The organism is Glutamicibacter arilaitensis, from assembly GCF_044793945.1.
Lineage (GTDB): Bacteria > Actinomycetota > Actinomycetes > Actinomycetales > Micrococcaceae > Glutamicibacter > Glutamicibacter arilaitensis_B.
The window spans coordinates 3,166,587-3,179,379 of the sequence record NZ_CP084994.1 but is presented as its reverse complement, the minus strand read 5'-3'; the positions used below and the strand labels follow the sequence as shown (position 1 = coordinate 3,179,379).

General features: G+C 55.8%; 15 protein-coding genes. 10 read left to right on the top strand and 5 right to left on the bottom strand.

Features of this window, described 5'->3' with window-relative positions; all coding sequences use genetic code 11:
• Positions 1–196 precede the first annotated feature (196 nt).
• On the top strand, positions 197–346 hold the full coding sequence (locus LG294_RS14930) for a hypothetical protein (protein ID WP_404287057.1): 150 nt from the start codon (positions 197–199) through the stop codon (positions 344–346).
• Here LG294_RS14930 and LG294_RS14925 read toward each other — a convergent pair.
• Positions 343–471: a hypothetical protein gene (locus LG294_RS14925; protein ID WP_404287055.1), complete on the bottom strand. Its 129-nt coding sequence runs from the start codon at positions 469–471 to the stop codon at positions 343–345. The genes LG294_RS14930 and LG294_RS14925 overlap by 4 nt on opposite strands.
• An 89-nt stretch (positions 472–560) precedes the next feature.
• Positions 561–1,214, bottom strand: a complete 654-nt coding sequence (locus LG294_RS14920) for a TetR/AcrR family transcriptional regulator (RefSeq protein ID WP_404287054.1) — start codon at positions 1,212–1,214, stop codon at positions 561–563.
• A gap of 105 nt (positions 1,215–1,319) precedes the next feature.
• On the opposite strand from LG294_RS14920, the gene LG294_RS14915 reads away from it, so the two are divergent.
• The 5 genes from LG294_RS14915 (at position 1,320) to LG294_RS14895 (ending at position 6,853) form a co-directional block, all read left to right on the top strand.
• Entirely contained in the window at positions 1,320–2,738 is a 1,419-nt protein-coding gene (locus LG294_RS14915; RefSeq protein WP_404287052.1) for a flavin monoamine oxidase family protein, read from the top strand.
• Positions 2,735–3,595, top strand: a complete 861-nt coding sequence (locus LG294_RS14910) for a universal stress protein (protein ID WP_404287050.1) — start codon at positions 2,735–2,737, stop codon at positions 3,593–3,595. Before LG294_RS14915 ends, LG294_RS14910 begins: the two co-directional genes overlap by 4 nt.
• A 78-nt stretch (positions 3,596–3,673) precedes the next feature.
• Positions 3,674–5,182: an APC family permease gene (locus LG294_RS14905; protein WP_404287048.1), complete on the top strand. Its 1,509-nt coding sequence runs from the start codon at positions 3,674–3,676 to the stop codon at positions 5,180–5,182.
• Between the two features lie 125 nt (positions 5,183–5,307).
• Positions 5,308–5,661 carry a low molecular weight phosphatase family protein gene (locus tag LG294_RS14900; protein WP_404287046.1) on the top strand — a complete coding sequence of 118 codons (354 nt, stop codon included), beginning with the start codon at positions 5,308–5,310 and terminating at the stop codon, positions 5,659–5,661.
• Positions 5,645–6,853 carry an MFS transporter gene (locus LG294_RS14895; protein ID WP_404287044.1) on the top strand — a complete coding sequence of 403 codons (1,209 nt, stop codon included), beginning with the start codon at positions 5,645–5,647 and terminating at the stop codon, positions 6,851–6,853. Before LG294_RS14900 ends, LG294_RS14895 begins: the two co-directional genes overlap by 17 nt.
• On the opposite strand, the gene LG294_RS14890 is transcribed toward LG294_RS14895, so the two are convergent.
• Positions 6,850–7,338 (bottom strand): Lrp/AsnC family transcriptional regulator, encoded by a 489-nt coding sequence (locus LG294_RS14890; protein ID WP_404287042.1) that lies wholly within the window; start codon positions 7,336–7,338, stop codon positions 6,850–6,852. The genes LG294_RS14895 and LG294_RS14890 overlap by 4 nt on opposite strands.
• 240 nt (positions 7,339–7,578) lie before the next feature.
• Between LG294_RS14890 and LG294_RS14885 the strand changes: the two genes are divergently transcribed.
• The gene (locus LG294_RS14885) at positions 7,579–7,773 is read left to right on the top strand and encodes a helix-turn-helix domain-containing protein (protein WP_404287040.1); all 195 of its coding nucleotides are present in this window, start codon (positions 7,579–7,581) and stop codon (positions 7,771–7,773) included.
• Between the two features lie 72 nt (positions 7,774–7,845).
• On the opposite strand, the gene LG294_RS14880 is transcribed toward LG294_RS14885, so the two are convergent.
• Positions 7,846–8,622, bottom strand: coding sequence for a MerR family transcriptional regulator (locus LG294_RS14880; protein ID WP_404287038.1), 777 nt, complete (start codon positions 8,620–8,622; stop codon positions 7,846–7,848).
• A 146-nt stretch (positions 8,623–8,768) separates the two neighbouring features.
• Between LG294_RS14880 and LG294_RS14875 the strand changes: the two genes are divergently transcribed.
• The 3 genes from LG294_RS14875 to LG294_RS14865 all read left to right on the top strand — a co-directional run bounded on the left by LG294_RS14875 (position 8,769) and on the right by LG294_RS14865 (position 11,762).
• Positions 8,769–9,992: an MFS transporter gene (locus tag LG294_RS14875; RefSeq protein WP_404287036.1), complete on the top strand. Its 1,224-nt coding sequence runs from the start codon at positions 8,769–8,771 to the stop codon at positions 9,990–9,992.
• Positions 9,993–10,448: 456 nt separating this feature from the next.
• Complete coding sequence (locus tag LG294_RS14870) at positions 10,449–11,303, top strand: hypothetical protein (RefSeq protein WP_404287034.1); 855 nt, start codon at positions 10,449–10,451, stop codon at positions 11,301–11,303.
• A 111-nt stretch (positions 11,304–11,414) separates the two neighbouring features.
• Positions 11,415–11,762: a cupin domain-containing protein gene (locus LG294_RS14865; RefSeq protein WP_404287032.1), complete on the top strand. Its 348-nt coding sequence runs from the start codon at positions 11,415–11,417 to the stop codon at positions 11,760–11,762.
• Here LG294_RS14865 and LG294_RS14860 read toward each other — a convergent pair.
• The gene (locus tag LG294_RS14860) at positions 11,759–12,526 is read right to left on the bottom strand and encodes a 4'-phosphopantetheinyl transferase family protein (protein ID WP_404287030.1); all 768 of its coding nucleotides are present in this window, start codon (positions 12,524–12,526) and stop codon (positions 11,759–11,761) included. The two genes, LG294_RS14865 and LG294_RS14860, sit on opposite strands and share 4 nt — an antisense overlap.
• Positions 12,527–12,793 lie beyond the last annotated feature (267 nt).

Below are 12,793 nucleotides of genomic sequence, written 5' to 3'. Positions count from 1 at the left end.
TTCAGTCAGCAAGGGCGAAACCTGATGGTTTCGCCCTTGCTGCGTCTGCGCTGTTAACGCTTCGGGTGTACACGCATCTCGGGGCGCGCCTGACAAGTCTCGTAATTAAGAATTTCTGGGCATAGGATGGCGACAATCCCAAGGATTGGAGCCCGGCATGCGTTTCGTAATGGAAGTAAACTTCGACTCCGAGAGTATGAAGCTCAAACCACTCGAGGAGTTGCAGAAGATCCTCGCGGACTGGTCAAAGAATATCGCCATCTACCCGCTAGAACCTGGGGCTCAGGAGGACATCCTTGATGCCGAGGGTGAAGAAGTTGGCGAATGGGCGTTCCTTGATGACTAGTCCCGCTTCTTGGAGAAGCGTCCAATCACATAGCCTATGGCTAGGGTTGCGGTAAGCACAGCCCATAGCGGAGCCGCGGTATGGAAGAACAATAATTCCACGCGCACGAAATTCAAATTCTGCAAGATGAAGATTAGGGCGACTATTCCTAGTGCGATGGCTGCCCATTGTTTAACTGAAAGCCGTGGGCCCTCGCCAGGGGCTGGTTTTTGAATCAACGCTGGGCTCGCGATCCCAGCAAACCGTGCACCAGGGCGCGGATTCCGCGTCCAAAGGAATCGTCGCTGGTGTTGATTCCCGTCTCGCGTTGCGCCGCCACGGCCTGGGTGAAGTACGGGGTGGCGTCTCGATGATTGCTCGTATCGAAAATGTCATGTGGCGCGGCGGTATCCATGGCTGAGCCAAAGATGAATGACTCCAGGGTGACAATCGTCGGAATGATCTCGGCTTCGACTAGCCCGTAGTTTTTCAACGTCTTTGCAACATGTTCATACATTCCTAAGGTGCCCGGCGAATCGGCCACCGGGAGCACCGCGATAATCGGGATCAGTGGAATGTGCTTTGCGAAAATGTCGCGGTAGCTGGTTGCCCAGTGGATCAGCGCTTCGTGGATTTCCAGTTTTTCGAAGGCCGAGATATCTACCTCTGCCATCACCAATTCCTGAATCCACTGCAGTAGGTCTTGTTTTGAATCCACGTGGTTGTAGAGCGCCGAAGGCGAGACCCCTAGGGACCTGGCCAATTGCTGCATGGTCAGTGCATCATAACCGTCCTGCGATACAAGGCTCAGTGCGTGTTCGGTGATGCGGTCTCGGTTGAGGATTGCAGTACGTGGTCGACCGGCCCTTCGGGCACCTTCGTTGGTCATTCCAATTTCCCCCTGACGTGGCATGCTTCACAAGCGCATGTTCGTACCCTATGCTATACGCAGAGGTAAATGAACCAAATTCATTTAGCGTTGAGGGGAATTATCATGAAACAACTTGAACGTGACGTCGTAGTGATCGGCGCTGGACCATCCGGTCTCACCGCAGCCTATGAACTTCAGAAATGCGGAAAGACGGTGGCGGTGCTCGAAGCGCGCGACCGCGTAGGCGGGCGCACCTGGAGCGAAGAAATGGGCGGTGCCACTATCGAGATCGGGGGCCAGTGGATCAGCCCGGACCAGACAGGTCTTTACTCGCTGATCGAAGAGTTGGGCATCGAAACGTTCGAGCGCTACAAAGAAGGCAAGAGCGTTTACCGCAACTCCGAGGGCGAGAGCATCGTCTACGAGGGTGCAGATTTCCCAGTCGCACCAAGCACCGTGCAGGAGATGAACAAACTCATTGAGCTGATGAACGAGCTGTCAGCACAGATGAATCCAGACAGGCCCTGGGAACACCCGCGCGCCAAGGAACTGGATATGATCTCCTTCCACCATTTCTTGCGGGAAAATTCGGCGGATAATCTCGCCTGCGAGAACGTGGGACTATTTATCGCCGGTGGCATGCTTACCAAACCGGCGCATACCTTTTCAGCGCTGCAAGCGGTGCTGATGGCATCCTCGGCCGGATCTTTCGACAATCTTGTTGACGAGGACTTCATCCTTGACCGCCGCATTGTGGGCACGATGCAGGGTGTTTCCAAAACTGTGGCTGAACGCCTCGGTGACGACGTGTTCCTGGAAAATCCTGTGTTAAAGCTCGAATGGTCCGAAGACGGGGTCATCGCCCACGGCGCTACTGTCAGCGTAAAGGCCAAGAAGGCCGTTATTGCAGTTCCGCCGAACCTGTATTCGCGCATCAGCTATGTGCCGGCGCTTCCCCGCAGGCAGCTGATCACCCACCAGCACCATTCCATGGGTCTAGTGATCAAGGTCCATGCGGTGTACGAGACGCCGTTCTGGCGAGAAGCAGGCTTATCCGGAACCTGTTTCGGCCCTAGCTCCTTGGTTCAGGAACTCTACGACAACACTTACACTGGCGAAAGTACTGGCACCTTGGTGGGTTTCATCTCTGACGTCCACGCAGACGCCATGTGGGAACTGAACGAAGACGAGCGCAAAGCGCAGATTCTGCAGGGGATTGCCGATTTCCTGGGGGAGAAAGCCTTGGATCCAAAGGTCTTTTACCTTTCTGATTTCGGCGCCGAAGAATGGACCCGCGGGGCCTATGCCACCAGCTATGACCTTGGTGGGCTCTCCCGTTTTGGCGCAACCCAAAATGACAACGTCGGACCGCTGTACTTCTCCTCCTCAGACCTTGCCGGTGAAGGATTCCAGCACGTGGATGGCGCCGTGCGGATGGGCCGCCGCTCGGCCGCCCGAATCATCGCCGAACTCGACGGGACCGTTTACGAGGAAAACTACAACGGCGTGGCACCGCTGAATAAGGTCACGGCCCAGCCATGAATCTGCTCGTTGGTTATACCGCGGACCAGCGCGGTGCCGAAGCCATAGAACTCGCTGCGGCCCTGGTGCAGGGCATCTCTTCACCAACCCTTGTGATCGCGATAGTGCTCCCTGCAAGTGCACCCTTCAATGCTATCTATCCCGGAGGCGACCACGGATTCGATTCTATTCTCTCCGCCAAGGTAGATGAGTGGGCAGCCCATGCGCTGAATCAGGTGCCGACGGGAATCAGCGCTCGCGTCGTAGCCCGTTCGGTACCTTCGGTGGCCGAAGGGCTGATGGAACTGGCCGGAGAAGTTGGAGCCCAGGGGATCGTATTGGGCGGACGCAAACGCCATCGGGCAGGATTCTTCATGCCAGGCACCGTCGCAAACGCGCTATTGCACGCCTCGCATGTTTCGGTGATCATGTCCAGTCCGCAGGCACTTGCCTCGCTGCGTGCGGCGCAAGGCAAGATCACTCGCATGACTGCATTCGTGGGGGACCGTCCCGGGGCTCGCGAGGTAATCGCAAACGCTGCCAAATTCGCTACGACTCGTGGCGTGGGGTTGCGTGTTGCCACCCTCGTGGCGGACACCGATGTGTCAGACCCGGCCACCGAGCTGAACCAGCATCTGGTGCTCACCAGGAAGTTCCTAACCGAACTAACAGACTCCATGGGACTGCAGGCAACCGTTGAAGTAGTTTCGGGGCAAAGCCTGGATAGCGCTATTGAGTCCTTGGAATGGATCGATGGCGAACTGGCGATTCTTGGCTCGGCACGACTTGCCGCGACCCGGCGCCTATTCATCGGCCCTAAGGCGCAACGAATCCTGCGTCAGCTCAATGTCCCCATGGCCGTGGTACCTAACAAATAATCCGTGGAGCGGTCCGCTGCCCGCACCCTGGTCAGGCATCGATGTCTGCCCAGAATGAACCCCCAGAAGGTAATCACTATGTCGCAAGATCTCGGACGGGAAACTGTCGAGCAACCGGACACCGGCCTGCACTCCAAGGGTCTGTCCACCGGCACCGTAGGTGTGCTGGGACTAGTCGTGATCGGTATTTCCTGTATCGCCCCGGCCTACACCTTGACTGCCGGGCTAGGCGCTACTGTTGCCGAGGTCGGCACACAGCTTCCGGCGATCTTGCTGGCAGGTTTCATTCCGATGCTGCTCGTGGCACTGGGCTACCGCGAGCTGAACAATGCGATGCCGGACTCGGGGACTTCGTTTACCTGGGCCACCCGCGCATTCGGACCGATGATCGGTTGGATGGGAGGCTGGGGGTTGATCGCGGCGACAGTGATCGTCTTATCGAACCTGGCAGCAGTAGCGGTGGATTTCTTCTATATCCTCATCGCCCAGCTCACCGGCAATCAAGCAATAGCTGATCTGACGGAGAACCTATGGATAAACATCCCGACCACATTGGCCTTCATCGCCGCAGCGGCTTACATTTCCTACCGCGGACTCAACGCAACCAAAGTGTTTCAGTACATTTTAGTGGGCTTCCAAGTATCGGTGTTGTTGCTCTTTGCCATCATGGCATTCACTAATAGCACGCCTTTTGATCGCACGCCGATAACCTTGGATATGTTCAACCCGGCGAGCGTGGATTCGTTCTCGGCCTTTGCTGCAGGCATCTCGCTATCCATCTTTGTCTTCTGGGGATGGGATGTCACGCTGACCATGAACGAAGAAACTACCGACCCCAATAAGGTTCCAGGACGCGGAGCGACCTGGACGGTGCTGCTTATCATCGCCCTGTATCTAGCGGTATCTTTAGGGGTCCTCTACTGGGCAGGTGTTGGTGAAACCGGACTCGGTGCGGGGAATGAGGCAAACCAAGAATCGATCTTCGCGGTGCTTTCGGGGCCGATTATGGGACCACTGGCGATCCTGATGTCCTTGGCCATTCTCTCATCCTCGGCAGCCTCGCTGCAGTCAACCATGGTCTCCCCGGCACGTACCTTGCTCGCCATGGGCTACTACAAGGCCTTGCCGCCCAGCTTCGCCAAGATTTCGCCACGATTCATGTCGCCCTCGGTAGCTACCATTGTCTCGGCCGCTGCCGCCGCAGTGTTCTATGTCGTGACACGACTGATCTCAGAGAATGCCTTGTGGGATACCATCACGGCGCTCGGGCTGATGATCTGCTTCTATTACGGGCTGACGGCGCTGGCCTGCGTCTGGTATTTCCGCGGTGAACTTTTTAGCAGCGTGCGGAATTTCTTCTTCAAATTCTTGGCTCCATTGGTCGGCGGTGTGGTGCTGCTGGTGATGTTCTTCAGCACTGCGATCGAATCAATGAACCCCGATTACGGTTCCGGATCCGCCATCGGCAACGTGGGAATGGTCTTCATACTCGGAGTGGGTGTACTGCTACTTGGCGTAGCAATCATGCTCTTCACAAGGGTGCGGCATCCTGCGTTCTTCAAGGGAGAGACGATCAAAACACGCTAAGCGCATCCCTGCTGTTCGCTCAACAATCATCATTGAACCACCCGCGAATGCCTTGCGGGTGGTTCAATGATTTCATGAATACTTCGGTTCTTTTTATATGCTCTCGCAATGCCGGCAAGTCGCAAATGGCTGCAGCTCTGATGGATCTCGTTTCTGGTGGCAAAGTCACCAGCTATTCGGCCGGTACGAATCCTGGCACAGCAATCAATCACGAGGCAGTCGATTCATTGGCTGAAACCGGCGCAGACATGTCTGCCGGAACCCCGAAGGCTATTGATCCCTCGGTCGTGGAGAAGGTGGACCGCGTAGTCATCTTGGGTAGCGAAGCTAATCCGAACCTGGACGACTCGATCCCGACCGAACGCTGGATCACCTATGAACCGAGCGAAGACGGGATCACCGGTGCGGAACGAATGAACATGATCCGCGACGAAATTGCAGATCGCGTTCGCGAACTGTTCCATGAACTGGAGAAGTAAGATCACCAAGAGCAAGACAAAGAAGGGCAAAACTTCGTGGTGGCTTCCGGGTATTTGCCTGGTCCTCACCGGATGGTGCGCGAATCAGTACGTATCGCTTATTAGCTGGTACCAGCAACACCGCGAACTGAACGAAATTGAAGCGATGCTGGTGATGGGCAGCTATTTGCTTGGAATGATCCCCACTTTGCTGTTGGGCGGGCCCATGGCCGACAAGTTTGGCCGCAAGCCATTCACGCTCCTGGCGCTGACTGCCTCCACGTTGGGCTCAGTTGCCATGATGTTCGGTATGGTGAACGACTCAGGGCTGTATCTCGGCCGTATCTTCACCGGCATGGGGATGGGCCTGGCGATGGTCGCGGTGACCAGCTGGGTTAAAGTACTGAGCGTCGGCCCAGAAGGTGCTACTCGTGCGGCATTGTGCACCTCGGCCGGTTTTGCCTTAGGACCGATAATTTCCGGGGCCGTAGTCGGTGCAAGCGCTAGCCCGGAACTGGCTTATGGCATTCATGCAGTAGCTGCGGTGACCTGGCTATTGCTGATCACCACGGTCAAGGAAGAAAAAGCTCCCCGACTTCGAACGGCTGGAGCCGGCACCACGGCGGAGAATCTAGCCCGCTTCAAACTGGTAGTGCTTCCAGCAGCTCCGTGGGTCTTTGGCTTGGCAGCCAGTGGCTTTGCCATTGTTCCTGCATTGAGCACGGCGGCCGGTCAGTCATCGCTGTTTTACACCACCGCCGCGGTTGCCATCACCATGGGCATGGGAGTCATCATCCAGCCGCTGGCCAAACGGTACAACGACACCAGCAAGGTGAACCTATTGTTAGCAGGGCTCACGCTGGCGGTTGTAGCTTTTGCGTTAATGATCCTCGTTTACACGACTGGCTCCGAGGCCTTGGGCGTCGTTGCGTTTATTTTCTCGGGTTCGGCAAATGGCGTCTTGCTGGTGGCAGGATTGAGCCAAGTGCTTGACCTCGCCGGATCAGCGGAAATGGGGAAGCTCACCGGAAGGTTCTATGCGGTGTGCTTTATCGGATTTAGCTTCCCAACCCTTTTCGCCATGTGGCGTCCGTTTGCAGACCCTATCTGGTTTATCGTTCTACTAATCGGGCTTTGCCTGCTGAGCATGGTCTGCGTGTTTGCCGCGCGTAAGTATCTTCCGGCAAGGACGCTGGATCTAGTAGCAGACTAGTTCTTGGTTCCGCTGAGTTTCTTGAGCAACTCGGTAGTACGGTAGGGGATCACATCGCGCAGGATCATCGAGGTAGATGTGCGCGTGATGCCGGGGCACAAACGAATCTCTTCGGAGACCCTATACAGATCATCAGGGTCGGTGGCCGAAACACGGATCAGCAGGTCGGTTTCCCCGGCCGGGGCAACGCATTCGAGTACCTCGGGGATGCCGCGCAACGCTTCGATGGCTTCATTCAAACTTGATTGATTGAGTTCTGCGCTGACGAAGGCGCCGACTCCGCGTCCCATCGAACTTGGCAGGATTCGCGCTGTATTTGGACGCAAAGCACCAGAGTGCGCCAGCCGTTCCAGCCGTGTCTGCACGGTTCCGCGGGCCAGGCCTAGCTGTTGTGCCAGCATCATGATCGGAACTCGGGGATCGGCATCCAAGGCCAGCAGAATTCGGCGGTCGGTCTCATCGAGCTGATACGTTTCCGAATGCATATGGAGTTTCTCCTGTGCTGGCATGTTGAATGGGCGGCGTAAGGTGCCTTCATAGGATTTTAGTCAAAATGACCAGCCACACCCAAGTGTGTTGCACGGTCTGACCGGTTTTGTTGCGCCTAACTCATTATGTGTCATCGCCCCGACGCAGTCGAATTTGCGAACACGGACCTATGCACAACTTGGCTATTCTTGCCCCAAATAACTTCAAATCACAGTAACCTTTCAAGTATGAGGTTTATGAGATTGGAAGATGTAGCGGAAGAGCTGAACGTTAAGCTTCCGCAGGTGCGAGCGCTGGTGAAAAGCGGCGAACTTCCAGCCATCCAGATTGGCGGACGTGGCATGTGGCGGGTGGAGCGAGTCGAATTGGAAAACTATATTCAGCACCGCTACGCCCAGGCGCGAGAAGAAATCGTCGATGACGTCGAATAGCGGTTGCTATGCCTAAGGCAGAAGAACCGGCCGAGAGCCACAGCCCGGCCAGTTCTTCGCCTGGTAGTTCAGCTACTTCTGCATGAAGTGTTCTAAAGACGCCTTGACAAAGGGAGCTTGGCCCTCGTAATTCTTCGCGAATCGTTCATCGGCCACATACATCTCAGCCAAACCCAGTACGTACTGACTTAGCTGTCCTTCGTCTCCATCATGGCCTGGAGTTCCGGGGATGCTGTTCAGCCAAGCTACATGCTCTGCAGCGATCTGTTGCGCTTGCTCACTCGTTGGATCCATGCCGGCGCGCCCAACATGGATCCACTTTTCGTTCAAGTCTTTCACCAGCTGCATCTGTGCGGTCCGTTGTTCTTTTGACTGTCCGCGCCACCACTGGTCCGACTTAATATAGCTGTCTTCGCCCCAGCGGGAGACTACTTCATCCTTATATTGTTCATTGAAGCCTTCGAAGGCTTGACCTACGTTCATGGTCTCTCCCGTTTTTAATGAGTGAATGGTGTGCTTAATAGCGTTGATTTGCGCATCTAAAGCGGTGCGTTGGTTTCGCAACTCGGTGATATGTTTTTGAAGAGCAACAGTCTCATCTTGTTGTTCGTCCAACACTTCACCAATGGTTTCCAACTTCAGGCCGAGCTGACGCAGCAAAAGAATGCGTTGCAGGCGCACCAACTGCTGCTGCTCGTAAAAGCGGTATCCGTTGTCCGCTGTCCAACTCGGCTGGAGCAGACCGATATGGTCGTAGTGGCGCAGGGTTCGGCTGCTCACGCCTGCGGCTCGTGCCACTTCACTAATCGAGTACGCATCACCAGCATCGGCTAACTGAAAATCGTTCATGCCTACCACGCTAAGTGTTGACGCAACGTCAAGGTCAACACGTAGAGATGATTCTGTAGACAAACTTTTCCCGCCCATAGCAACCTTGTGTAGTTTTAATATGAATGCCGATTTCGGCACCGACTGCACCCGCACCAGGAGCGGAATTGGCATCGACCATTACCCAACGACGTTGGGCCCTATACACGCTGTTTTTCCTCCCCGGGTTGACCATGTCCTCCTGGGTCACTCGTACGCCGGCCATTCGTGACCTGCTGGAAGCCACTCCGGCCAAGATGGGGCTTGTGCTCTTTGGTTTGTCCGTCGGATCAATGCTTGGAATTATTTTCTCCGGAAAGCTCGTTGCACGTTTCGCGGCTCGCCCAGTGATCCAAGCAGGATCATCCGCCGTGATTGTCTCGATGCCGTTGATAGGCATCAGCGCCCACTTCCAATTGGAATGGTGCGTCGCCGCGGGATTATTCCTCTTCGGTGCAGGGATGGGCAGTGCAGAAGTTGGCATGAACGTAGAAGGCGCAGAGGTCGAGCGAATCACCAAGAAGCCATTTCTTGCAAGCCTGCATGGTTTCTTTTCGCTGGGCACCGTCATCGGGGCGAGCCTCGGTATTATTTTCACTTCGCTGGCCTTCCCCGTAGTTTGGCACCTGGTGCTCAGCGGCATGCTATCTCTCGCGCTGTTCCTCTGCGTCAATCGCTACCTACCGCAAGGTACCGGCAGGGTCGACAAGTCCCCGCACGGCGGTCAGGGGCCACAGCGCACCGCGGGGCTGTGGTTGGATCCTCGCCTGTTGCTGATCGGTTTCATTGTGTTGGCGATGGCGCTCGCCGAGGGGTCAGCCAACGATTGGCTCCCGCTGGTTATGGTTGACGGTCACGGTTTTGATCCGGCTGCCGGCTCACTGATTTTCACCGGATTCGCTCTAGCGATGACCATTGGCAGGTTCTGTGGCGGCTGGTTCATCGCACGTTTCGGCGCGAGCCGAACATTTGCCGTGAGTGCATTCCTCGGTGCCACGGGCCTTTCCGGGGTCATTTTTCTCGATAGTCCGGTGCTCGCCGGCATTGCCGTCATTCTCTGGGGTATCGGCACCTCTCTAGCATTCCCGCTGGCGATTTCGGCCGCTGGTGCGTCGGGAAATGATCCTGCGGGACGAGTGGCTGTGGCGGCAACCATTGGGTATATCGCATTCTTGGTCGGCCCGCCACTTCTCGGATTCGTGGGCGACGAATTTGGGCTGCGTCAGGCTTTGATCCTGCCACTTTGCTTTGTGGTCGCAGCGATGTTCTTATCTTCTGCAGTGTCTGAACGAAAGATCAAGCTTGAAAGAGTCTCCGGTTCAATCGCCGTAGAGAGTGACCCGCGACACTAAATTCAATGGAGTCAGCAGAATGATGGTTCTAATGAGTTCTTAGTTGACTTGACTGATCATATTGATCAGTCATACTCATGCCTGTTGCACACAGTGACTGATTTGGTATTTACTGGTTCCAGTTGGAGCCATCGGGTTATCGCCTGGCATGGCTTATGCCGATCACCGTCAAGATCACCCACATCTTCTCGGTCGCATTTAGACACGGGACAAATACACCGTCGTCGGGCATCGAAAGGTCTGATCAAGAGACCCGTCGTTGTTTCCTCGCTTGGGGGAACAACGACGGGTCTCTTCGACTTCCTGCCTTCACGAGCATGATTCGAGCCTGATGAATGGCAATACGTACGGTATTTTAGCGCGGACCAATTGCTGGACGGCGGGGGCGAAGGTCGACGCGGTGAAACGGCTTCTGAGATCATAGGATCAAGCTCGCTCCTCTGACAGAATGAGACCGTGGGAGCACACGTATTGAATATGAGAAGCAGCCGGAAGTTCTGGAGTCCCTGGTGGGCTCAGATCGTTGCGGGGCTATTCGTTGTACTGCTGGCGGTAGCTCCTTGGATCTGGCTTTGGCTCGGGCAACGAGGCGAGCCACTGTTGCCCACGCCAGACTCGGATGCAGCGGGCCTGATCGTGGTTTTGTCTCTGGTGGCCTTGCTCGGTGGTTGGTTCGCACGCGTGGTTGGACGTGGCGCGACAGGCTTCGCGATTCGCACAGATGTGGGCATAATGCTCTCGCTTTTAGGACTCGCAACGCAGTGGATATTGGGAGCAGACCCGGGTTTTCTGCAAGGAAGCTCCAGCCCCGAATCTCAAAGAGAATTATGGATCTTCGGGACGCTACTGGTGATTTCTCAGGTTCTCTACTTTGTCCTTGCGAAACTGCGACTGAGCGTAGTGGCGCTTCTAGTCGCATTGCTAGCCTTCAGTGCGGGGCAATGGCTGCAAATGGTCGCGACTTACACCCCGGCGGATCCAAAAATCTATTCCTCGCTGATCTACGCTGGACCGTTGTTGCTTGGTATCGTACTGGGATTTCTAGGTTTTCTCCGGGCCTGGCATTTGGTCCTCTGGCTGTTTGCCTTAGCCATTCAATGGATCATGCCCTCAGTGATCTCCGCGGTAGTCACCATCCTGGAAAACCCCGCGGGGTCATGGGGTAATTCCGTGAGCAAATTCGGCGAGCTGACCGCAGCTTCCGCGGTGCAAACGGACTGGATCATTCCGGCGCTGGTGACGCTCGCGACAGCAATGCTGGTGAGCGTCATCCTGCTCATCGTCCGCAAATTCCGGCGGCGTTCCTACTAACCCGATGGGGCCAAACCACTCGTAACCAGAAATTGCAGATATTCTCTGGAATACTCGAAGGGGATTGGACTTTAATCAGCAGGCAGCATCTGAGGTAAAGGAAGATTTCTTATGGATAAGAACGACACCAAGATTGCAAGTTCCCTGTTGGCTCAGGAACTGGGCGATCTTGAATTGGCGAATCCGATCAAGCCAGGGGGCTACTCGGCCCAGCGTATTAGTTCCGGTTCTGGCGTCACGCTAGTGCAGATCGCTTTCGACGCGGATGTCGAGTTGGCTGAGCATAAGGCTGCCACTCCCATCATTGTTCAGGTTCTCGATGGGCAGGTGGATTTCAGCGTGGGTGATCAGACCCATCAGCTGAGATATGGCGGAATGATCCAGCTGGAGGCCGGCGTGATCCATGCCGTTTACGCGGAAAATCCCGCCCGCATTCTGATCACTTTCATCAACGGCTAGGGACTTAACCGCTGGCGCAGATCCTTCCCGAATAATTCTGCGCTGAGGTCTAAGACCGGCAGAGCAGCGGAGGCGGCTAACGCCGAGACATGGGTCGCTGGCACGGGAAGCCAACGAAGGTGGTACTGGGTCTGGTGCTTCAATTCGGTCCAATGTCCCTGGCGCTCGGCGCGAAGCGCACGCGACGAAAGCACTGGGACGGCAGAGGGCTCTTGGCGCAGGCCAGTCCCCGATGCCTTCAGCAAGGCCTCTTTCGCTGACCAGGCGATCAGTCGCACCCGATCTGCGTCGGCTTGTCGAAGTACCAGTTTGCGTTCCTCGGCGGTGAGTGCGACTTCATCAAACCCGGCAAAAACACCCTCGGGAGAAAAGCCGGGCCCACGTTCAATATCGATACCTAAATCGATCTTCTTCGGCCCAACTGCCGCAATGAACAGCTTGCGGGTACGCGACAGCGATACCGAATGCTCTGCCGTTTCAGGTTTCCCATGTTCAACTGAACCGCATGAAGTGCAGTGACGGGTGACTTGCAGCTGTGCGGCCATCTTCAGGTCGCCGTGCTGGACGTAGGCCAGCAACAGCCTCAGTAAGGTACGTGCACCGATGAAGGCTTCGCGGTCTTCGGCGTGCAGGAAGTCAGTTGCGCGTCTCGCCTCGGAGCCGAGAATCTCTTTGGGGCCGCCCAAGTACTCCGTTGCCAGCTCGATCTCGCGCGCGGTAGCCAACGCGTAGAAAATCTGTGACTGAGAATTTTGGATGCCCATGTGCTCAAGCCTACGTGGTGGAATTCGGCCTGAGAACACAGAACAGTTACGTCGGTTGAGGTGCAGCGGACCTCAGGATTTATCAAAAATTAGCCAACTTGCCTCCGGGTGTCGTAGGAGGCTGATTTGGGTAAAGATTGTGTAAACCGAACCCGATTGTGAAGGGTTTTGGGTAGAAGCACTTTTGCTGGCGAGCTTGGGATGGCTTTCCTGACCGGGACGGGTACCGATAAAAAGAACCACCACAGGCCGCTCGGACATTGCCAG

Excerpts from the sequence above, each read along its gene's own strand:
- LG294_RS14930 (WP_404287057.1), top strand. The coding sequence starts at position 197 with ATGAAGCTCAAACCACTCGAGGAGTTGCAGAAGATCCTCGCGGACTGG.
- LG294_RS14920 (WP_404287054.1), bottom strand. The coding sequence starts at position 1,214 with ATGACCAACGAAGGTGCCCGAAGGGCCGGTCGACCACGTACTGCAATC.
- LG294_RS14915 (WP_404287052.1), top strand. The coding sequence starts at position 1,320 with ATGAAACAACTTGAACGTGACGTCGTAGTGATCGGCGCTGGACCATCC.
- LG294_RS14910 (WP_404287050.1), top strand. The coding sequence starts at position 2,735 with ATGAATCTGCTCGTTGGTTATACCGCGGACCAGCGCGGTGCCGAAGCC.
- LG294_RS14905 (WP_404287048.1), top strand. The coding sequence starts at position 3,674 with ATGTCGCAAGATCTCGGACGGGAAACTGTCGAGCAACCGGACACCGGC.
- LG294_RS14900 (WP_404287046.1), top strand. The coding sequence starts at position 5,308 with ATGGCTGCAGCTCTGATGGATCTCGTTTCTGGTGGCAAAGTCACCAGC.
- LG294_RS14895 (WP_404287044.1), top strand. The coding sequence starts at position 5,645 with ATGAACTGGAGAAGTAAGATCACCAAGAGCAAGACAAAGAAGGGCAAA.
- LG294_RS14890 (WP_404287042.1), bottom strand. The coding sequence starts at position 7,338 with ATGCATTCGGAAACGTATCAGCTCGATGAGACCGACCGCCGAATTCTG.
- LG294_RS14885 (WP_404287040.1), top strand. The coding sequence starts at position 7,579 with ATGAGATTGGAAGATGTAGCGGAAGAGCTGAACGTTAAGCTTCCGCAG.
- LG294_RS14880 (WP_404287038.1), bottom strand. The coding sequence starts at position 8,622 with ATGAACGATTTTCAGTTAGCCGATGCTGGTGATGCGTACTCGATTAGT.
- LG294_RS14865 (WP_404287032.1), top strand. The coding sequence starts at position 11,415 with ATGGATAAGAACGACACCAAGATTGCAAGTTCCCTGTTGGCTCAGGAA.
- LG294_RS14860 (WP_404287030.1), bottom strand. The coding sequence starts at position 12,526 with ATGGGCATCCAAAATTCTCAGTCACAGATTTTCTACGCGTTGGCTACC.